The organism is Variovorax sp. DXTD-1 (genome assembly GCF_003984625.1).
Taxonomy (GTDB): Bacteria; Pseudomonadota; Gammaproteobacteria; order Burkholderiales; family Burkholderiaceae_C; genus Variovorax.
Window position 1 is genome coordinate 26,227 of sequence record NZ_RWKH01000002.1, and the last position, 20,590, is coordinate 46,816.

The window sequence follows — 20,590 nt, forward strand, 5'->3', positions numbered from 1 at the left end:
TGGTGGTCAGATGTCGAGCACCAGGTGCGACGTCTTCGCGCGCGACACGCAAATGCAGATGGTCCGGCCTTCGGCTTTTTCGCGGGCGCTCAGGTTGTGGTCGCGGTGGTCGGGAACGCCCTCTTCCACTGCAACGGCGCACACGCCGCAGTCGCCCTGACGGCAGTCGTACAGCGGGTCGACCCCGGCGGCAATGAGCACGTCGAGCAGGCTCTGGTGGGCGGACACGGTCAGCGTCTTGCCCGAGCGCAGCGTGCGCACTTCGAAAGGCACATCGCCCTCTTGCTCCAGCGCACCGGCAAAGAGTTCGCAGTGCACGTGGTCGTCGGGCCAGCCGAGGTCTCGGGCCAAATTGACCGCGGCCTGCACCATGCCCTTGGGTCCGCACACTTGAAGGTGGCGCCCGGGTTGCGGAGCGGAAAGCGCAGCGCGAAGGTCGAGGCCGCGGGCCGGGTCGCCGCCGTCGTGAACGATGGTGGCGCCCAATGCGCGCGCCTCTTCCAGATAGGCGGCGTCCCCCACGCTTCGCGTGGCATAGAAAAAATCGAATGCGCGCCCTTCGGCGGCCAGCGCCCGCGCCATGCACAGCAGCGGCGTGATGCCGATGCCGCCGGCAATCAGGAGCGGCGGCACGCTGCCTGTACGCAGCGCGAAATCGTTGCGCGGCGGCTGCGCCGTCACCACGGCGCCGGGCTTCAGCCCGTGCATCCAGGCGGAGCCGCCCGAGCCTCGGGGCTCATGCAGTACCGCAACTTCGTAGCTGCAGCCCTCCGCATGCGGTGCCACCAGGGAGTAGGCGCGCTGGCCGACGCGCCCGTTGGGCTGGACGACTTGCACGCCCAGATGGGCGCCGGGCGTGTACGGCGGCAAGGCACCGCCGTGTGCGCTCCGCAGCACAAAGGCCTTGATGGCGGACGTGAGCGGCCTCACCGCTTCCACCACCAGTTCGAGCATCTCCGAGTCGCCCGCCATCATCCCAGCGGCAGGGCCGGATCGGCGATGGTCAGGCTGGTCGACTTTTGCCAGCGCGGCATCAGCGTGTTCGATGGCAGATGCTCGTCCACCAGCTTGCGCGCCGTCTCCACGCCGGCCACCGGGAGTCCCTTCGCATCGAGCAGGCCAATTTGAACCAGCACGCTGGCCTGGTCCCAATAGATATGCTCGTGATAGAGCTTGTCGCCGCGAAACTTCACGATGGCGACGAGCGGAATTTCCACCGGCTTGCCGGTGGGCGCGATGCCCGGCAGCATCCAGTCGATTTCCACCGTGTGGGTGAAGCAGAAGAGCATCTCGTCGACGATCTGCGTGGCGCCCACTGTGCGCGAGATGGGCGTAAGCCGCGTATCCGGCGGAGTCGTCGGAATGAAGTGATGCTTGTAGAAGCGCGAGAGCTCCCTGGCCCCTACCCCGCCTGTCATGGTGGGTATGTGGTTCACATAAGGCTCGCTCACCATCGTGCCCATGGTGGCGACCACGTCGCGCGTCGCGAACTCGTATTCGCAGTGCTTGTCCCAGAGCGCAGACAGGTCGTAGACGGGCCCGATGGCGTCCTTGAACAGCGCCATGGAGCGCTGGTGGGCCATCAGCGTGGAAGGCTTGTCGAAATGCTCGCCGCCGGTGCGTGCGAATGCGTGGTCCACGCCGGGGTACACATACATCTGCGCGCCGGGCTTGCCTGCAAAGGCCTCGAGCACCTGGTTACGCGCTTCGGGCGGGCAGAACTTGTCGAGCTCCGCGAAGTGCAGCGCAATGGGGCATTCGATCTTGGGCAGCACGTCCAGGTCCGCCTCGATGCCGACGCCGTAGTAGCCCACCGCCGCATCCACGCCCGAATGCGCGGCCGCAAGGTACGCGAGCTTTCCGCCGAGGCAAAAGCCGAGCGCGCCGACCTTGCCGGTGCATGCCGGGTGCGCGCGCAGCGCCTTCACGCTGGCCGTGATGTCCGAGACGCCGGCGGCCACATCGAACTTCTGGAAGAAGCCGAAGGCGCGCTGCCAGTCTTCGGGCGAATAGCCCAGCTCGACATTGGGCTCCATGCGCCAGAACAGGTCGGGCGCGAGCACCACGTAGCCCTCTTCGGCATAGAGGTCGGCCACCTCGCGCACGTAGTCGTTGATGCCGAAGATCTCCTGGCACAGCACGATGCCGGGGCCTTGCCCCGAAGGCGGCAATGCAAGGTAGCCACGAAAGGTCGGGCCGTCGGCGGCTGCGATGTCGATGTATTGGCTCATGGGGCGAGTCTCCGAAGTGGTGGGGTTCGGCGGGCAATTCTGTGGAGCGGCCCGCGCGCTGTCTGTCCATTTCTTGCAGGCGCAGGCCGCGCGAAAAGTGGATAGCCCGCCGTTCGCGCGCCGTGGAGACTCGGCCCCCGCGCATACATACCTTTGTTGCAACCCACGCCATCCGAATCACCCCTCTGAGGAGATCCCTTCATGTCGCAGGCAAGAATCACAACCGCCGTTGCTTTGCTGGCGCTCGCCGTCACGGGCGCGTTCGCATCGCAAGCACGGGCCCAGGCGCAAACCGTCAAGGTCGGCCTGGCAATGGACCTCTCCGGCCCGTTTGCGGTGGGCGGCGCCGAGGCCAAGGCCGGCTTCGCGGTGGCAATGAAGCAGTTGGGTGGCAAGCTCGGCGGCGTGCCGGTGGAATTTTTCGAGGCGGACACGGGCGGCAGCCCCGACCTGGCCCGGCAGGTGGTCGAGCGCATGCTGCTGCGCGACAAGATCGACCTGTTCACCGGCCCCATCGGCTCGACGGTCGCGCTGGCCGTGGGGGCACCGCTCTTCGCGGCCAAGGTGCCCTATCTCTCGAGCAACACCGGCCCGAGCGACTACTCGGGGGCCAAGTGCAATCCGTATTTCTTCGGCGCGTCTTACCAGAACGACGCGTACCACGAAGCGGCAGGCAAGTTCGCTTCGGACAAAGGCTTCAAGAAGGTTGCGCTCATCGCGCCGAGCTACCCCGGCGGCAAGGATGCGATCACCGGCTTCAAGCGCAACTTCAAGGGCACGGCGAGCGACGAGCTCTACACCAAGCTCGGCCAGCTCGACTACTCCGCCGAAATCGCGCAGATCCGCGCGGCCAGGCCCGATGCGCTCTATTTCTTTCTGCCGGGCGCCATGGGCGTGAGCTTCATCAAGCAGTTTGTCGGCGCGGGCCTGTCGAAAGACGTGGCGCTGATCTCGACCGCCTTCTCGGCCGACGAAGACATGATTCCCGCCGTGGGCGAGCCGATGCTCGGGCTCTTCAACACCGCGCATTGGTCATACGACCTCGACAACCCGGCCAACAAGCGCTTCGTGGCCGATTTCCGCGAGCAGAACAACGGGCGCAACCCGTCGTTCTATGCGGGCCAGGCGTATGACGTGCTCATGGCCATGGACGCGGCGGTGCGGGACGTGGGCGGCAAGGTGGCCGACCGGCCGGCGCTGCTGAAGGCAATCAAAGCCGCCAGGTACAAGTCGGTGCGGGGCGACTTCAGCTACGGCGCCAACAACTTTCCCATTCAGAACTACTACCTGCGCGTGATCGGCAAGGACGCGAGCGGGCGCATTGCCAACAAGGTGATCGGCACGGTGCTGCAGAACTACCAGGACAGCTCGTCCGCCAAGTGCGCGATGAAGCCGGCCTGACGCCGGCGGGCTAGTGACGCGCCGGCTCTCGCGAAGTTTCGCGCGGGAGTCGCCCGAAGCGCTCGCGGTAGCAGGCGGCGAAACGGCTCAGGTGCGAGAAGCCGCAGCTGAAGGCGACCTCGGTCACGCTTGCGCCGTCGTGCCGCGCCAACTGGGCATGCGCGGCATCGAGCCGCATGTTGCGCAGCACTTCCATGGGTGAAAGATCGCGGTAGCGCCTGAACAGCAGGCCGAGCGCGCGCCGCGACACGCCGGCGGCCTCCGCCACGTCCTCCAGCGAAAGCGGCGCGTCGAGCCGGCTGCGCATGAATTCTTCGGCAAGCCGCAGCTGCCGCATGCTGGCCGCCTCCGAGCCGAGCCGCAGCGCGTCGTGCTGCCGCCGCACCGAATTGGGCCGGTGGCACAGCAGATAGAGCATGAGGTTGTCCTCGTAGTGGGCCAGCCAGCGCGGGTCATACGGCTCGTGGCCGTCCGCGGGGAGCAGCGATGCGAGGCCGGCCACCATGCGGCACCACTGGGTGCCCGCGGCATCGTCGAGCCGGAGCGGCAGCTCGAAGTCGATTTCGCCGATTTCTGCCGCGGCCCCTGCACCGCCCGCGGGCCTTGCGGCAAACGTTCGGCGTGCCACGTCCTGCAGACGGGCAAGGTCAATCTTGAGCATCAGCTGCTCGCAGTCCGCATGCCAGCGCAGCCGCACGGGTTTGTGCGCGGACACCACGGCGCCCTGGCCGGGATGGATCTGCACGGTCTGGCCGCCGGTATGTACTTCAGCGTGGCCGCGCAGCGGCATCTGGACCAGCACGAAATTGCCCAGCGTGTCGGGCTCGATGTCGACATCGCAGCCGTAACGCAGGATGCAGAGCGACAGTGCGCTGAGTTCTGCCCGGCAGAAGACCGCATCGACATTGCCGCGGCCCCAGGTGCTCCGGTGCGTCTTCAGCTCATGGGTCACCAGTGCGTGGGTTTCGTCCGCCTCGCGCGATCGGAAGATCTCGCGCCCATACAGGGTGGAAAGCTGCTGGCTCGACCATGCGTCCACGAACACTCCTCGGGGGCCAAAAGTAGTGAGAGCTGTCTCTGCCGCTGGGGCAACAGCGCAATCTACCGCCCGAGGCCGGGTCCTGCCATGGGGATTGCCCCGGGCGGCATGCACAGGCGTGCAAGAAGCTTGCCCGGCGGTCCGCCGCTTTCGTTCGGGGCCTGGTTCCGTCTGCCTAGGTCTGCTTGCCCCCGGTCTCTTCCGCTTTTTCCTTGTCCTTGTCCTGCTGTGCCTTCGGCAGCTTGACCTTGGTCACGGTGACCGATACCGGGTCACTGGCGGGAAAGGACTCCTCGACGCCGCTGTCCAGGGCCTCTTCGCTGGGCGCCTGCTCAACCGGCTTTGCCGGCTCGACCGCGGGTTTGCCGTGGTTCTTGGATGTGGGAAAGGGGAAAGCTTTTTCCGATGTCGTCATGAGAGCTCCTCGGCCATGCAAGCCGCTAGGGCTTGCTCGGCTCCTTGTTGGTTTCCGAGCGGAGGTCTTCCCGCAGCCCGTAGGCCGCGGAACCGTCGTGGCGCGATGCCTCCACGTTCTTGCGCTTGCTGGCCATGCGCTCGGCGGGGGCCGGTGCCGAGTCCTGTTCTCCGGCAGTCGAAGAACTGCTCGTGAACTTTTCTCCCGCGCCGATGTTGTCTACCCCGCCGCTCGTGGTGGGCCGGGTTCCGTCGCCCGAGCCGAGGTTTCCGGGTTCGCTGTTCATTTCGTTCGACTCCTGTTCGCTCGAGAGCAAAGTGGCAATGAATCGATTCTGGGAACTCCCGGGCGCCCGCGCGTAGGACGAGGCCAGCGTCCATCAGTCGGAAGCATCCCCGCCTCGGGCGCCTTTTCAAAGGCGCACAATTTGGCGTTGGAATGTGATAAATTCACATTTAAATACAATCTGACACATCATTACCCTGGCCAGATGAATGAAAAAGCTCTCGTTTTCGCGCCGGCGCAATGGCTTCACATTGATCGAGGTAATGATCACGGTGGTGATCATCGCGATCCTCGCCTCCATTGCGATCCCGAGCTATCAGCGATACGTGATCCGCGCCAAGCGCTCCGCCGCTCAGGCGCAGATGATGGAGATTGCCAACCGGCAGCAGCAGTTCCTGCTGGCAAACCGCAGCTACGCAGACAAGACGACGCTGACGGCCAGCGGCTACTCGCTGCCCGCGGACGTTGCCGCCAATTACGACTACACGATCACCCTGTCCGCGGCAGGCACTCCTCCCGGCTTTGTCCTGACTTTCGATTCGACAGGCGCCCAGGCGTCCGACGGCGACCTCACCCTCGATAACCAAGGCGCGAAAACGCCGGCCGACAAATGGTGAAGCCGCGCCCGACCGCCGAACGCGCCCGCGCACAACGCGGCGCCACGCTGATCGAGGTGCTGGTCACCCTGCTGATCCTCGCCTTCGGCCTGTTCGGGCTCGTCGGCCTGCAGGCGCGTCTCCAGTCGTCCGAAATGGAGTCTTACCAGCGCTCGCAGGCGCTGATCCTGCTCAATGACATGGCCAGCCGCATTGCAATCAATCGCCGCATGGCCTCCAGCTACGTCACTGCCTCGCCGCTGGGCACCGGGACCAACTGCCCCACCGGCACGGGCTCGCGCCAGCAGATCGACGCCATGGAATGGTGCAACGCGCTGCAGGGCGCGGCAGAAACCTCGGGCACCACCAAGCTCGGCGCCATGATCGGCGGGCGCGGCTGCGTGGAGGACCTGGGCAACAACGAATACCTGATCACCGTCGCCTGGCAGGGCCTGGTGCCCATTGCCGCACCTCCGGAAGGCGTGGCCTGCGGCAAGGACGCCTACGACGTGGCCCCCACCGCATCAACACCAAGCCCGCAGTGCACCGCCGACAGGTGCCGCCGGACCGTGACGACGCTGGTGCGCATCGGGACGCTTTCATGATGCGCGCGCGCCCGGCAGGCAAGACCCGCCAACTTGCCCGTGCCCTGCACGGCCAGCGGGGCCTGACGCTGATCGAACTGATGGTGTCCATCACGATCATGCTGATCGTGCTGGCGGCGGTGATTGCGCTGTTCCTCAATGTGAACAACACCCAGCGCGAAATGGTCAAGGTCAACCGCCAGATCGAGGGCGGCCGCCTCAGCGTCTTTGTGCTCGAGAACGAAATCACGCACGCGGGCTTCTGGGAAAACTACATGCCCGAGTTCGACGACCTCACGGTTTCGGGCGTGCCAGCGAAGGTGCCGACCGGCAATGCGCCCGATCCGTGCCTGCCCTATTCGGCGGCGAACTGGACTGAGGACTACAAGCGCAGCCTGCTCGACATGCCCGTGCAGGCGTACGACGCCGTGCCGGCCAGTTGCGCCGGCCTGTTGACGAACAAGAAGGCCGACACCGACGTGCTGGTGGTGCGCCACGCCGAAACCTGCATCGCCGGCATGCCGAATTGCGAAGCAGACACCTTCGGCAAGCTGTACTTCCAGTCGTCCTTCTGCGGCACGCAGAAGCCATCGGATTTCGACCTCACCACGGCCGGCTTTGCCACCATGATGAGCAAGAACTGCACGACCCCATCGCCCAAGCGCAGGTTCATCTCCGACATCTACTATGTGCGCGACTACGCCGAAACAGTCGGCGACGGCATCCCGACTCTGGCGCGTTCGCGCTTCGATCTCTCGGCGACGGGGCTGGCGCAGCAGCCGCCTGTGCCTCTCATCGAAGGCGTCGAGGGCTTCCGCGTGGAACTGGGCCTGGACACGTTGAGCAAGACCGGCGCGGCCGTGAACTACACCCAGGCCATTTCATGGGCGGACGCGGCCGTCAGGTCCACCCCCACCAACCGCGGCGACGGAAGCCCCGACGGAAATTTCGTTCACTGCAGCACCGCTTCGCCCTGCACCACCGACCAGCTGATCAACGTGGTGGCCGTCAAGCTCTACGTGGTGGCGCGCAGCATCGAGGTGTCTCCGGGCCATACCGATACGCGTACCTACAACCTCGGCAGCGCAACGCTCGGCCCCTTCAACGACCGCTACAAGCGGCATGCGTTCACCACCGCGATCCGCATGACCAACGTGACCGGCCGCAGGGAAACGCCGTGAAGATGCCATCCACATTCCCCATGCACAGGCAAGGCGGCGCGGCATTGATCGTCGGGCTGATCATGCTGGTGCTGATCACCCTTGCCGTCACGGCCGGGTTCACGCTCAGCAACACCAACCTCAAGTCGGTGGGCAACATGCAGAACCGCAATGAGGCAGTGGCCGCGGCCAATCGCGCCATCGAGATAGTGGCTTCTTCCCTGCTGCTGCCGGGCGTGGACGGCTCGCCCTCGCTGGCCGTGCCCCTGGGCACCCAGAGCCGGGTGGACATCAACAACGACGGCACCGACGACTACATCGTGGAGATCGCTCCCCCCACCTGCGTGCGAGCGACCAAGTCGACCGACACCGGCGGGGGCACTGCGGGCCCGGGCGGTATCGGCGGAAATTCTTCCACCAGCGGCTCCGGGCTCAATGCCCTGCCCGACCAATACAACACGGTGTGGGACATCAGCACCAGCGTGACCCATGCCGCCAGCGGCACGGTCACTGCCGTACGCCAGGGCGTGCGAGCGCTGCTGACCAAAGAGCAATTCGAAGCGCTGTGCTCGTAGCCAGCCCTGTCCTGCGAATGATCACGACGATGAACGGATCGACCTCATGAAAAAGAACTTCTTCCGGCCGCTCTGGGCCGCCGCGCTGCTGATGTTCGGCTTTTCCGCGGCACAGGCGGAAGACATCGATCTTTTCGTCGGCTACAACCAGACCGTGACGGATGCGCCGAACGTGCTGTTCGTGCTGGACAACACGGCCAATTGGAACCAGCCCTTCACCGCCGAGATCAATGCGCTGGCCAGCGCCTTCGAAAGCCTGCCCACCGGCAAATTCAAAGTCGGCGTGATGATGTTCAGCGAAACCGGCGGCGGCAACTCGAACATCGACGGCGCCTACCTGCGTGCCGGCGTTCGCTTGCTGGACGAAGACAACAGGCGCAAGTACGGCGCGCTGATCCGCAGCCTCGACAAGCTCGATGACAAGTCCAATGGCGGCAAGGCCGGCAAGATGATGGCCGAGGTCTACCGCTATCTCTCGAGCGGCGCGCCCATGGGCGGCAACAACAAGGCGAAGGCCGACTACACCGGCAATGTCTTCGGTACCGCGGCGTCGAAGGCGATCTATTCGCTGCCGGGCAATCCGCTGGCGGCCATCAACAGCAGCACCTACACCGGACCGAACACCACCAACTGCATCGGCACCTACGTCATCTACATCAGCAACGGCGCCGCGCAAGACAACAACAGCGACACCACCACCTCCACCAATGCACTGCGTGCGGCCGGAGGCACCACCACCATGATTCCGCTGAGCCCGAGCGGCTCACAGGACAACGTGGCAGACGAATGGGCCAAGTTCCTGCAAACCAGCATGGGCGTGAAGGTCTACACCGTCGAAGCCGCCAAGGCCACCGGCGGCCAGGGGCCGGGCTGGAGCGCGCTGCTAAAGAGCATGGCAGACCAGAGCAAAGGCGAGTACTACGACCTCAGCGCCAAGGTCGACCTTGGCCTCGCGCTCAAGGAATCGCTGGACGACATCTTCAGCAAGATCCAGTCGGTCAACAGCGTGTTCTCGTCGGTGAGCCTGCCCGTGAGCGTGAACACGCAGGGCACCTACCTGAACCAGGTGTTCGTGGGCATGTTCCGCCCCGACGATTCCGCCTATCCGCGCTGGAACGGAAATCTCAAGCAGTACAAGCTCGGCCTGGACACCAACAACCAGCTCATCCTGCAGGACGCAGCCGGAACCAACGCCATCAACAACCAGACCGGTTTCATCGCGCCCTGCGCGCGAAGCTTCTGGACGCCCGCGCCAAGCACCACCGATGCCTATTGGAGCTTCCGTCCCGCAGGCGATTGCCTTGGCAAGGAGGCCGCCGAAAGCCCCGATGGCAACGTGGTGGAGAAAGGCGCACAAGGCTACATGCTGCGGCAGGTGCTCACGGCCGACCGCAACGTGAAGACCTGCGCGGCGGACGACTGCTCGATCCTGACGAGCTTTGCCACCGGCAACACGGCCGGCATCACCAAAGAGGCGCTTGGCGTGCCAACCGACGCCGAGCGCACCGCGCTGATCGAATGGCTGCGCGGCCTGGACAACAAGGGCGACGAACGGCGTGCTGCCGACGGCACACCGCTCACTTCCACCACGGCCATGCGCCCCTCGGTGCACGGCGACGTGGTGCATTCGCGCCCGGTGGCCATCAACTACGGCAGCGACAGCGAGCCGCAGGTGGTGGTGTTCTACGGTGCCAACGACGGCATGCTGCGCGCGGTCAACGGCAACCAGACCGCCGCCATCGGCTCCGCGGCGCCCGGCAGCGAGATGTGGTCCTTCGTGCCGCCGGAGTTCTACGGAAGCATCAAGCGGCTGTACGACAACACCAAGCGGATCAACTTTCCCGGCGTGCCGGTCAGCGTGGGCGCCACCGCCCCCAAGCCCTACGGCATGGATGGCGCCATGGCGGCCTATCGCCAGGGCAACGAAGCCTGGCTCTACGCCAGCATGCGCCGCGGCGGCCGCCTGGTCTATGCCTTCGATGTGTCGAACCCCGCCTCGCCCATTCTCAAGTGGCGCAGGGGTTGCCCGAACCAGGACAACGACGTCGGCTGCGACACCGGTGCAAACGACATGACAGGCATCGGCCAGACCTGGTCGGCGCCGAAGATCGTCAAGTCGGCCGGCTATGGTTCGGGCAGCACGCCCATGGTGATGTTCGGCGGCGGCTACGACAAGTGCGAAGACGTCGACACCACCGATCCGGCCCTGGCCTGCGGCGCGGCCTCCAAGGGCAAGAAGATCTACGTGCTCGACGCGAGCACCGGCACCGTCCTGCAGACCTTCACCACCGAGCGCGCGGTCGCTGGCGAAGTCACCGTCGTGAACGACAGCGCGGGCCTGGCCAAGATCGCCTACGCCGCCGACCTGGGCGGCAACGTCTACCGCATTGCCATCGGTGCTGCCGCGCCGGGCAGTTGGACGATGACCAAGATCGCCTCGCTCGGCTGCGACGTCGCGAGCACCACCTGCACGCCCAACCGCAAGTTCATGTTCGGCCCCGACGTGGTCGAAGACAACGGCATGAACGTGCTGCTGCTGGGATCGGGCGACCGCGAAAAGCCGTTGCGCTCCTACACCGCTGCGCTCAGCGTCTCCAACCGCTTCTACATGATGGTGGACAAGCCCGCTGACGCAACCTGGCTCACCAACGAATCGAGCAACTGCGACGGCAACTCTCTGCTGTGCCACGGCTCGCTGCTGGCCATCACGGGCACCGATGAGCCTTCGCCCACCGCCCTGGCGGCCAAGAAGGGCTGGTACCTGGTGCTCGCGCCCGGTGAACAGGTGGTGACCTCGTCGGTGACCGCCTATGGCAACACCACCTTCAATACCCACACGCCCACCGATCCGACCGTGCGCCAGTCGTGCCGTGCCGACCTTGGCACGGCCAATGTCTACAACCTGGCCTACCTGAACGCCGGCGCGCAGGGCGCGCGGTTCCAGAACGTGGTCGGCGGCGGCCTTGCGCCCTCGCCCGTGGTCGGCCGCGTGATGGTGAACGGCAGCTTCCGCGACGTGGTGATCGGCGCCAACCCCGACTCGTTCCTGAGCCCCAAGGGTGCCGCGGTCAAAACCGCCTTCACGCAGCCCAAGGGCCGCGTCTACTGGTTCATCCAGAAGTAAAGGGTGGGCAAGGTGCAGACGACCGCCGGCATGCGAACACGCGGCTTCACGCTGGTGGAGCTGATGGTCACCATCGTGGTGCTGGTGGTGCTGGTGTCGGTGGCCGTCCCCTCGTTCGACAACATTCGGCTTTCGAGCCGGCTGACTTCCTACGCGACCGATCTGGTGGCCGGCAGCCAGCTGGCGCGCAGCGAAGCCATCAAGCGCAACGCGGCCGTGACGCTGTGCGCCTCGGCCAACGGCACGGCCTGCGCCACCAACGGCCAATGGGAAGCCGGCTGGATCGTCATCAGCAGCGGCGGGCAGGTGATCCAGAAGCAGCCGGCCGCGGCCAGCGGCTACCAGATACGCGACGGCGGCGGGCTCAGCGCCCTCAGCTTCGACGGCACCGGTGTCGGCGGCACCGCGGCGGACGTCACGATCTGCCGCGCCAGCCCTGTGGGTAACCAGGAGCGGGTGGTGAAAATCAGCGCCACCGGGCGTTCATCGATCACCCGAACCAGTGTGGGTACCTGTGGTGCATGAATGAGTTCTTTTTTGTGCGATCCTCGGCGATGCGGACGATAGTGCACTAACACTTGCCCAGGGCTCGCCAGTTCACGTCCTTGACCGCGATTGAATCAGTAAAAACGTCTCATTTCATGGAACACCAGTTGGACTGGGCACTTGCCGCATGCGGCCGCATCCTGCGGCCGGTGGTGCGGCTCGCCCTGGCCATGGGGGTGAAGCATCCGCACCTGGAAGTGTTGCTGCGCGACCTGCTGCTGGAGGAAGCCACGCGCTCCTGGCACAAGCAGGGCGTGGCAAAGCCCAATATCAGCCAGCTGTCGGTCACGACGGGGCTGAACCGCAAGGCCGTGACCTCCAAGGTTCGCACTCCGGTGGACGCCCTGCCTCGCACGGAAATCTCGGCCGCGGCGAAGACCTTCACGCTGTGGCTGCAAATGGTGTCGGAAAACCAGGCCTACCAGCGGCTCCCGATCACCGCCGATGCCGAGGACACCCCCTCCTTCGAAACCGTGGCACGGCTCGGCAGCCGCGGCAATGTGCACCATCGCGCCATCCTGGACGAACTGGTGCGCCTGAACATGGCGGCCGAACAGAATGGCTGTGCCGAGCTCAAGGTCGACGGCTTCGTGCCGGTGGACGACCTGCAGGCGATGCTGGCGTTTCTGGGCGACAACGGCCGCGACCACCTGCTGGCCGCGGTGTCCAATACCCTTGGCGAGCAGCCGCGCATGCTCGAGCGGGCGGTGTATGCGCGCGGCTTGGGGATGGAAGATTGCGAGAGCATCCATCAGCTGGTGCGCGAACGCTGGTCCGCCCTGCACCATGAACTGGCGGGCGAGATGACGCGCGCCGTCGACCGGGCCCCAAAAGGCGCCAAAGGGCGCATCCGGGTCGGCATCTACACTTATTATGAAGACGACGCTGCGCCGCTTGCGCCGGTCGTCGCCCCCAAGCGGGAAGAGAAAACGCCATGAAGTACCTCCACCGTTGGATGCGCGGCATCCTCCTTGCCGGAGCAACGGCCCTGCTGCTTTCGTGCGGCGGTGGGGGTGGCGGTGGAACTTCCGCCGGCGGTGTGGGACTTGGCGGCAGCGCGGCCGTGGGCGGGGGAAGCGGCGATGGCTCCCCCGCGGGCACCGGCGGTAGTGGCGGCACCGGCACCGCGGGCGGATCCGACGGTACGGGCACGGGCGGTACAGGCACCGGAGGCACGGGTACCGGCGGCGGCAGCGACGGCACGAGCACGGCTGGCAACGGCACCGACGACGGTTCGGGCGTGGGCTCGGGCGGCACCGGCGTGAGCACTGCCGACGCGACGGGCGTAGGCTCCGTGGGCGGCATTGGCAGCATCATCCTGAACGGCGTGCGCTACAAGACTTACCCGGAGGCTTCGGACGGAATCAATCCCGCCAACTTCGACCTCGAAGACACCAATGAACTGCAGATCGGCATGAGCGTGCGCATTGCCGGCAAGATCGACAGCCAATTCACCGCGGCCACGGCGCAGCAGGTGGTTTCGGCGGCGGAATTGCGGGGTGCGGTTTCTTCCATCGACCTTGCAGGCGGCAGCTTCGTGGTGATGGGCGCCACCGTCACCACCGACAACGCCACCGTGTGGAGCGGCGGAAACAGCCTGTCGGACCTTGTTGCCGCAAGCCAGGTTCAGGTGTGGGGCCTGCCCTCTACGCCAGGCACCTTGCGTGCCACCCGCGTCGAGCTGAAGCCGGCCTCGGCCGAACCGCTGGTCACCGGATTCGTGCAGAATCTCGACCGCCTTGGCAAGAGCTTCATGCTCGGACAGATCACGGTCAGGTACAGCGGCGCGCTGTTCTCCGGCGGCATCGATGAATCCACCCTCGCCGAGGGCGCCATCGTCCGCGTGCGCGGTATCACGGCACCGTTTGCGGGCACCTTCAACGCGACGAAGGTGCAGGGCTGGTATGCCATACCAACCCAGAACACCGCGGCGGTGCAGCTCGCGGGCATCGTCGCCAACTACAACGGGCTCGGCGATTTCAAGGTTCTCGGCACGGCGGTCAATGCGTCCAACGCACTTATCACCGGCGGCCTGGCGTCGTCGATCGGCAACGGCGTCAAGGTGGAACTCGACGGCTTCATGACCAACGGCTTGCTGGTGGTGAAGAAGCTTCGCATCCGCAACATCCCGGGCGTGGGCGGACCGGTCGACTTCACGTTGATCGGTGCGATAGGCGGTTACCAATCTGCCTCGGACTTCAGGGTTCAGGGCCGCCGGGTGGACGCCGGCCGCGCCGGAGTCGAGTTCATCGGCGGAACCACCACTGAGTTGGCCAACGGCCGCCGCGTGACCGTGGTCGGCGACGCCGTCGAAAACGGCGTGCTCATCGCGAAGCGCGTCACCTTCACGCCATAGGCGCGCAGCCACGCCGTCCACCCGGCCGGCGCAGGGGTTGCATTTGCACCTCCGGCTCGTTCGCGGCATCCTGTGAGCCGAGCGTGACGAAAAAGAAGAAAAGAACGGCCCTGTTCGAACAATCTCTTTTTCGAAAGGTTAGGAATGAACCCCGATCTTGAACTCAGGCACGAGGTCTTCGCCCAGCTGAACTGGGACCCGGCGGTGGTGGGATGCGATGTCGATGTGTGCGTGGAAGGCGGCGTGGTCACCTTGCAAGGCAGGCTTGCCAGCGAAGGCCTAAAGACCGCCGTGGAGCGTGCCGTACGCCGCGCCGAAGGCATCGGCACCATCGTGAACCAGCTGACCACTGTTGACGCGTATCAAGCCGTTGCACCGCCCAAGCTTTGACGCTTAGCCCGCAATTCCCGGTCAGGCTGCCGCCATGGTCGCGCCGCCCAGCTGCGCATCGTTCTCCGCGTCGTTGAGCCAGCGCCGCTTGTCGCGCAGCGGCGGCGCGCCGAACATGCGGCCGTACTCGCGGGCGAATTGCGACGGGCTTTCGTAGCCCACGCTGTGCGCGGCGCTCGCCACGTCGGCGCCGGCCATCAGCATCTGGCGGCGCGCCTCCTGCAGGCGCAGCTGCTTCTGGTATTGCAGCGGGCTCATGGCCGTGACGGCCTTGAAATGATGGTGGAACGACGACACGCTCATGTGCACCGCGCGCGCCATGTCTTCAATCCGGAGCGACTGCGCATAGTTGACGCGCAGCGCGCTGATGGCCTTGGCAATGCGCTGGGTGTGGCTGTCTTGCAATGCAATCTGCCGCAGCCGCGCGCCCTCGCCGTTCACCAGCAGGCGGTACATGATCTCGCGCTTGATGATCGGCGCCATGATCGGCACGTCCTCGGGTGATTCGACCAGCCGCAGCAGCCGAAGCACCGGCTCCAGCACCGGCATGGCAATGCGGTTGACGTACATGCCGCGCGAGGCGGGCGCGTTGGCCTTGGCGGGCAGCTTCTCGTCGCCGATGAGCTCGCCGATGTCGTCCATTGCCAGCTCCAGCCGCAGGCCGAGATAGGGTCCGTTGTCGCTCGTCAGGCGCACCTGGCCGCATACGGGCAGGTCGACCGAGGTCACCAGGTAGTGCATCGGGTCGTACACATAGATGTCGTCTCCCACGATGATCCGCTTGGAGCCCTGGGCAATCAGCCCGAGCGCCGGGGTTGCAAAGGCATGCTTGGGACCGTCGGGCTTGCTGATGCAGAACACCTGCAGCCCGGCCACCGGTGTTTCCACCGTGCCATCGCGCCCGCCGGTGATGCGGTTGATGAGCGCCACCAGTTCCTTCCTGGCTTCGTCGAGTTCGGGCTCCAGGGGCATCGGCTGGGCGATGGCGGCAGTGGTTTCGGGTGTTTCGTCGGACATGTTCGGGCCTTGTCGCGGGTTGGATCAACAAAGTCTGCGCCGCGTCTGCGGGCAGCGTGGAGGATCGGGTGGTTCAAAGCTTAGCGCCGCACCCATGAATCTGCACGGCCCCGGGCATAGGTCTGGAGAAATAGGCAAAGACTTTGCAGAAACGCGCTCGTCGCCCCGGGGGCCGCGGGCGGATACTTTTTGCCGACGCCTCTCCAACGCAAAGGACCTCTCCATGCAATATCGCAAGTTCGGCCGCACCGGCCTGTTCGTTTCCGAGCTGTGCCTCGGCACCATGACCTTCGGCGGCGCCAGCGGCATCTGGGGCCACATAGGCAACCTCCAGCAGGCCGAGGCGGAAAGCCTGGTCGGCCGGGCGCTGGACGCCGGCATCAACTTCATCGACACCGCCGACGTGTATTCCGAAGGCCTCTCGGAAACCATGACCGGCCAGGCGCTGAAGAACCTCAAGGTGCCGCGCGAGAACGTCGTGGTCGCCACCAAGGTTTTCGGCGAAGCCGGCAAGAGCCCCAATGCGGCCGGCGCCTCGCGCTATCACATCATGGACGGCGTGAAAGCCAGCCTGAAGCGCCTGCAGCTCGACCATATCGACCTGTACCAGATCCACGGCTTCGACCCGGTCACGCCCATCGAGGAAACGGTGCGCGCGCTGGACAACCTGGTGCAGCAAGGCCACGTGCGCTATGTGGGCGTTTCGAACTGGGCCGCCTGGCAGATCATGAAGGCGCTGGGCATTGCCGAACGCCAGGGCCTCGCCCGCTTCGAGTCGCTGCAGGCCTACTACACCATAGCGGGCCGCGATCTGGAGCGCGAACTCGCGCCCATGCTGCGCAGCGAAAACGTCGGCCTGATGGTCTGGAGCCCCCTGGCGGGCGGCCTGCTCAGCGGCAAGTACGGGCGCAATACCGAAGCCGAAAAAGGCAGCCGACGCACCACCTTCGACTTTCCGCCGGTGAATGTGGAGCGGGCCTACGACTGCATCGACGCGATGCGCGAACTGGCCGAGGCGCGCAAGGTGTCGGTGGCACAGATCGCGCTGGCATGGCTGCTGCACCAGCAGGTGGTAACCAGCGTGATCGTCGGCGCCAAGCGCGTCGAGCAGCTGGACGACAACATTGCCGCAACGGCCATACGGCTCAGCGCCGATGAGCTTGCGACGCTCGACAAGGTGAGCGCGCTGCCGTCCGAGTACCCGGGCTGGATGCTCGAACGCCAGGGCGGCGCGCGGGCCAAGCGCCTGGCGGAATCAGGCCAGCGCGGCTGAGCGCCTGGCCAGCTCAGGCGAGCGCGGCAGCCCGCCGCGCCGGATGAGCCCCGGTGGCGCGCAATGCCCGCAGGTCGAGATGCCGCGCGGCATTGGCCGCGGACGCCTCCGCCAGGCGCGGCACCACGCCGAGCAATGGCGCCCCGAGCCGGCCGCGCAAGGTCTGCAGGTTGGCCTCGGGCGCAAGCATTTCCGGTTCGACGATGCTCGCGACCCAGCCTGCCAGCATGAGGCCGCGCGCCCGGATGGCTTCGGCCGTAAGCAGCGCGTGATTCAGGCATCCCAGGCGTAACCCGACCACCAGCACCACCGGCAGGCCGAGCGCCACGGCCAGGTCGGCGCTGTCTAGGTCATGGCAGAACGGCACGCAGAACCCGCCAACCCCCTCGACCACCACCGCGTCGGCACGCTGCGACAAGGCTGCAAAGGCCGAGAGCACCTGCGGCAACTCGATGCGCACGCCCTCCTCCCGCGCCGCCAGGTGCGGCGACATCGGCGCGCGCAGCAGGTAGGGGCAGCGCAGCGCCAGCGGCGCATCGACATTGCCTGAGGCATGCAACTGCTCGACATCGTCGTTGCGCCACGCACCATCGACCAGGTCCAGGCCCGCCGCCACCGGCTTCATGCCGACCGCGCGCAGGCCCGAGGCGGCCAGCAGACTCAGCATCGCGCTGCTGACCAGCGTCTTGCCAACGCCCGTGTCGGTGCCGGTAACGAACCAGCGCCGGGGCGTCATTGGTGCACCTCGGGCTGCTGCGCCAATGCATTGCCCAATGCATCGACCAGCCGGGCCACATCGGACTCGTTGTGGCTGGCCGAGAGCGTGATGCGCAGGCGCGCGGTGCCGGTGGGCACGGTCGGCGGGCGAATGGCGCCCACGCGCAGTCCGCGCGCATCGAGCTGCGCCATCGTTTCCATCGCGCGCGCGTTGCTGCCGACGATCAGCGGCTGGATCGCGGTGGGCGATTCCGGCAGCCAAGCGCTGCCGTCCGGCGGCAAGATGGCCCCCACGTCCCGGCGCAACTGGGCGATGCGCGCCTTGAGGCGGGCCCGTCGCGCATCGCCCTCTTCGCCTTCGATCAGCCTGAGGCTTGCAAGCAGCGCATGCGCAATGGCCGGCGGCGCGGCCGTGGTGAAGATGTACGGCCGCGCCCGCTGCACCAGGTAGTCGATCACGGTTGGGTGCGCCGCCACGAACGCGCCCGAAACCCCCGCCGCCTTGCCGAGCGTGCCCACAAGCACCAGCCGCTCCGAGCGCAGGCCTTCCGCCTGCAGCACGCCGCGCCCCGTGGCACCCAGCACGCCGAAGCCGTGCGCATCGTCCAGCACCAGCCAGGCATCGTGGCGCTCCGCCAGCGCGAGCAGCCCGGCCACCGGCGCAATGTTGCCGTCCATGCTGAAGACCGCATCGCTCACGATGAGCTTGACGGGCGCATCGCAGGCGCCGAGCTGCGCATCCAGCGCGGCCAGGTCGCAATGCGGATAGCGCTCGACCCGCGCCTTGGCCAGCCGCGCACCGTCGATCAGCGAGGCATGGTTGAGCGACTCCGAAAAAATCACCGCTTCGGCACCGCCAAGCGCGGACAGCACCGCAAGGTTGGCCATGTAGCCCGTGCAGAAGAACAGGCTGCGCGCCTCGGGAATGAACGGCGCCATCCAGTCGCCCAGCCGCTCTTCCAGCTCCGCATGCGCGCGCGAATGGCCAAGCACCAGGTGCGACCCGCCGCTGCCCGTGCCATAGCGTGCCGCGCCTTCGGCCAATGCGGCCGCCAGCGCCGGGTGCGCGGCAAGGCCGAGGTAGTCGTTGCTGCTGAAGCAGAGCATGGCGCGTGGCGCTTGTGCGCCGGAGAGCGTCAGCGTCTGCTCGGGCGCGCAGGCGGTTTCGGCGATCTGCCGCTGGCGGCGCAGCGACTGCGCATCGAGCGCCGCGATCTCGCCCTCCAGCCGTTCAAGCAAGCGCGACATCGCGGCCTCCCTGTTTCGCGCGGCCCGAAACGTCAACCGCCCTCAGCGTGGCCAGCGTGGCGTCGACCAGCAGGTCGATATCGCCGTCGCCAATTGCATACGGCGGCATCAGGTACACCGTGGCGCCGATCGGCCGCATCAGCAACCCGTTCGCCCGCGCGGCCAGGTGAAAGCGTTCGGCAAACCGGGCACCGGGCTCGCGCACGTCGAAGGCCGTGATCATTCCGCGCTGGCGCAGGTGATCGACCGGCATGCCATGCAGCCCTTCACGCAACCGGCCGACGAGCCGTTCGGCGCGCGCGCGGTTGCGGCGCAGCGCATCTTCTTGCTCGAACAGGTCGAGTGTCGCAATGGCAGCGCGGCAGGCCAGAGCGTTGCCGGTGTACGAGTGGGAATGCAGAAAGCTGCGCGCCACGTCGTCATCGACAAAGCCTTCGTAGATTGCATCGCGCGTCATCACCAGCGCCAGCGGCAGGTAGCCGCCGCTGATGCCCTTGGAGAGGCAAAGAAAGTCGGGCCAGATGCCGGCCTGCTCGCATGCGAAGAAGCTGCCGGTGCGCCCGCAACCCACTGCGATCTCGTCGGCAATGAGGTGCACGCCGTAGCGGTCGCACAGCGCGCGCACCAGACGCAGGTATTCGGGGTCGTGCATGGCCATGCCGGTGGCGCATTGCACCAGCGGCTCGACGATCACGGCCGCAATCGACGCATGGCTTTCGGCCAGCAGCGCTTCGAGTTCGGCGGCCGCGCGCCGTGCCACGGCGGCGGCGTCTTCGCCAGGCAGGGCGGCGCGCGCGTCAGGCGATGCAACGAGGTGCGCATTCGCGAGCAGCGGTGCATACGCGTCGCGAAACACAGGCACATCGGTCACATGCAGCGCGCCCAGCGTCTCACCGTGGTAGCCGTTGCGCAGCGCGACAAAGTTGCGCTTGCCGCCGAGGCCCGCGTTGCGCCACGCATGAAAGCTCATCTTCAACGCGATCTCCACCGCCGATGCACCGTCGGAGGCGTAGAAGCAATGGCCGAGCGCATGGCCGGTCAGCGCGGCGAGCCGCTCGGCCAGTTCCACTGCGGGCGCATGCGTGCAGCCTGCGAGCATCACATGCGAAAGCGTGTCGAGCTGGTCTTTCAGCGCGGCGTTGATGGCCGGGTGCGCATGGCCGAAGAGATTGACCCACCACGAACTCGTCGCGTCGAGGTAGCGGCGGCCGTCGTGGTCGTAAAGCCAGACGCCCTCGCCGCGCGCGATCGGCAGCGGCGGCACCGCCTCCAGGCGAATGCTCTGCGTGCACGGATGCCACACATGGCGCCGGCTGCGCTGGTGCCAAGCGGCGTTTTTTGGCGGCGCGGGCGTTGGGTGAGGAGCAATCGTTGGCGGCATCCGCGCAATCCTTTAGAGGCAAGGCGCGGGATCGTATCGAGGCAGATTGGCCGCGGCAAACCGCCGGCTCCGATGCAAGATGCGGCCGGTTTCCGCGGCGTTGACCGGCGTAGGCTGACGGTTCGAATCAAGCTCGCGCAACACGGCGGCTCCGCGTGCGTAGGACTCGTGAAGGGCGGGACGCAAGTTGTCTTGCGGACGATAAAGATAGTTGCGGAATATCGAGAGTCCGCTGGTGCACGGGTGTGTTTT

The 20,590-nt window shown here is 66.3% G+C and carries 20 protein-coding genes; 11 read left to right on the plus strand and 9 right to left on the minus strand.

The window, feature by feature from the left end; all coding sequences use genetic code 11:
* Positions 1 to 6: 6 nt before the first annotated feature.
* A complete protein-coding gene (locus EJI00_RS02180) occupies positions 7 to 972 on the minus strand; it encodes a PDR/VanB family oxidoreductase (RefSeq protein ID WP_126746063.1) in 966 nt (321 codons plus the stop codon).
* Entirely contained in the window at positions 972 to 2,231 is a 1,260-nt protein-coding gene (locus tag EJI00_RS02185; protein WP_126745833.1) for a dienelactone hydrolase family protein, read from the minus strand. Before EJI00_RS02185 ends, EJI00_RS02180 begins: the two co-directional genes overlap by 1 nt.
* A gap of 201 nt (positions 2,232 to 2,432) precedes the next feature.
* Between EJI00_RS02185 and EJI00_RS02190 the strand changes: the two genes are divergently transcribed.
* Positions 2,433 to 3,632 carry an ABC transporter substrate-binding protein gene (locus EJI00_RS02190; RefSeq protein ID WP_185868038.1) on the plus strand — a complete coding sequence of 400 codons (1,200 nt, stop codon included), beginning with the start codon at positions 2,433 to 2,435 and terminating at the stop codon, positions 3,630 to 3,632.
* 10 nt (positions 3,633 to 3,642) lie between these two features.
* Here the strand turns inward: EJI00_RS02190 and EJI00_RS02195 are convergent, their stop codons facing one another.
* From EJI00_RS02195 to EJI00_RS02205, 3 genes are all read right to left on the minus strand, one after another.
* Entirely contained in the window at positions 3,643 to 4,671 is a 1,029-nt protein-coding gene (locus EJI00_RS02195) for an AraC family transcriptional regulator (RefSeq protein ID WP_126745834.1), read from the minus strand.
* Positions 4,672 to 4,846: 175 nt separating this feature from the next.
* Complete coding sequence (locus EJI00_RS02200) at positions 4,847 to 5,086, minus strand: hypothetical protein (protein ID WP_126745835.1); 240 nt, start codon at positions 5,084 to 5,086, stop codon at positions 4,847 to 4,849.
* Positions 5,087 to 5,111: 25 nt separating this feature from the next.
* Positions 5,112 to 5,372, minus strand: a complete 261-nt coding sequence (locus EJI00_RS02205) for a hypothetical protein (RefSeq protein WP_126745836.1) — start codon at positions 5,370 to 5,372, stop codon at positions 5,112 to 5,114.
* Between the two features lie 208 nt (positions 5,373 to 5,580).
* Here EJI00_RS02205 and EJI00_RS02210 point away from each other — a divergent pair, with 208 nt between their 5' ends.
* The 9 genes from EJI00_RS02210 to EJI00_RS02250 all read left to right on the plus strand — a co-directional run bounded on the left by EJI00_RS02210 (position 5,581) and on the right by EJI00_RS02250 (position 14,702).
* A complete protein-coding gene (locus tag EJI00_RS02210) occupies positions 5,581 to 5,988 on the plus strand; it encodes a type IV pilin protein (protein ID WP_126745837.1) in 408 nt (135 codons plus the stop codon).
* The gene (locus EJI00_RS02215; protein ID WP_126745838.1) at positions 5,982 to 6,572 is read left to right on the plus strand and encodes a prepilin-type N-terminal cleavage/methylation domain-containing protein; all 591 of its coding nucleotides are present in this window, start codon (positions 5,982 to 5,984) and stop codon (positions 6,570 to 6,572) included. Before EJI00_RS02210 ends, EJI00_RS02215 begins: the two co-directional genes overlap by 7 nt.
* The gene (locus EJI00_RS02220; protein WP_126745839.1) at positions 6,569 to 7,732 is read left to right on the plus strand and encodes a PilW family protein; all 1,164 of its coding nucleotides are present in this window, start codon (positions 6,569 to 6,571) and stop codon (positions 7,730 to 7,732) included. Before EJI00_RS02215 ends, EJI00_RS02220 begins: the two co-directional genes overlap by 4 nt.
* Positions 7,733 to 7,734: 2 nt before the next feature.
* Complete coding sequence (locus tag EJI00_RS02225; RefSeq protein ID WP_260590424.1) at positions 7,735 to 8,286, plus strand: hypothetical protein; 552 nt, start codon at positions 7,735 to 7,737, stop codon at positions 8,284 to 8,286.
* 46 nt (positions 8,287 to 8,332) lie between these two features.
* Positions 8,333 to 11,410, plus strand: a complete 3,078-nt coding sequence (locus EJI00_RS02230) for a pilus assembly protein (protein ID WP_126745840.1) — start codon at positions 8,333 to 8,335, stop codon at positions 11,408 to 11,410.
* A gap of 12 nt (positions 11,411 to 11,422) precedes the next feature.
* A complete protein-coding gene (locus EJI00_RS02235) occupies positions 11,423 to 11,935 on the plus strand; it encodes a GspH/FimT family pseudopilin (RefSeq protein WP_260590425.1) in 513 nt (170 codons plus the stop codon).
* 116 nt (positions 11,936 to 12,051) lie between these two features.
* On the plus strand, positions 12,052 to 12,894 hold the full coding sequence (locus tag EJI00_RS02240) for a DUF6502 family protein (protein WP_126745841.1): 843 nt from the start codon (positions 12,052 to 12,054) through the stop codon (positions 12,892 to 12,894).
* Positions 12,891 to 14,312 (plus strand): DUF5666 domain-containing protein, encoded by a 1,422-nt coding sequence (locus tag EJI00_RS02245; RefSeq protein WP_126745842.1) that lies wholly within the window; start codon positions 12,891 to 12,893, stop codon positions 14,310 to 14,312. The genes EJI00_RS02240 and EJI00_RS02245 overlap by 4 nt, the downstream gene beginning before the upstream one ends.
* Before the next feature lie 144 nt (positions 14,313 to 14,456).
* Positions 14,457 to 14,702, plus strand: coding sequence for a BON domain-containing protein (locus tag EJI00_RS02250; protein ID WP_126745843.1), 246 nt, complete (start codon positions 14,457 to 14,459; stop codon positions 14,700 to 14,702).
* Positions 14,703 to 14,723: 21 nt separating this feature from the next.
* Here EJI00_RS02250 and EJI00_RS02255 read toward each other — a convergent pair whose 3' ends face one another.
* Positions 14,724 to 15,719 carry an AraC family transcriptional regulator gene (locus tag EJI00_RS02255; RefSeq protein WP_126745844.1) on the minus strand — a complete coding sequence of 332 codons (996 nt, stop codon included), beginning with the start codon at positions 15,717 to 15,719 and terminating at the stop codon, positions 14,724 to 14,726.
* 223 nt (positions 15,720 to 15,942) lie between these two features.
* Here EJI00_RS02255 and EJI00_RS02260 point away from each other — a divergent pair, with 223 nt between their 5' ends.
* Entirely contained in the window at positions 15,943 to 16,992 is a 1,050-nt protein-coding gene (locus EJI00_RS02260; RefSeq protein WP_126745845.1) for an aldo/keto reductase, read from the plus strand.
* 13 nt (positions 16,993 to 17,005) lie between these two features.
* Here the strand turns inward: EJI00_RS02260 and bioD are convergent, their stop codons facing one another.
* From bioD to bioA, 3 genes are read right to left on the minus strand one after another with little or no spacing between them, the layout of a single operon-like run.
* On the minus strand, positions 17,006 to 17,728 hold the full coding sequence (gene bioD, locus EJI00_RS02265) for a dethiobiotin synthase (RefSeq protein ID WP_126745846.1): 723 nt from the start codon (positions 17,726 to 17,728) through the stop codon (positions 17,006 to 17,008).
* A complete protein-coding gene (gene bioF, locus EJI00_RS02270) occupies positions 17,725 to 18,957 on the minus strand; it encodes an 8-amino-7-oxononanoate synthase (RefSeq protein ID WP_126745847.1) in 1,233 nt (410 codons plus the stop codon). Before bioF ends, bioD begins: the two co-directional genes overlap by 4 nt.
* The gene (bioA, locus tag EJI00_RS02275) at positions 18,941 to 20,338 is read right to left on the minus strand and encodes an adenosylmethionine--8-amino-7-oxononanoate transaminase (RefSeq protein ID WP_126745848.1); all 1,398 of its coding nucleotides are present in this window, start codon (positions 20,336 to 20,338) and stop codon (positions 18,941 to 18,943) included. Before bioA ends, bioF begins: the two co-directional genes overlap by 17 nt.
* Positions 20,339 to 20,590 lie beyond the last annotated feature (252 nt).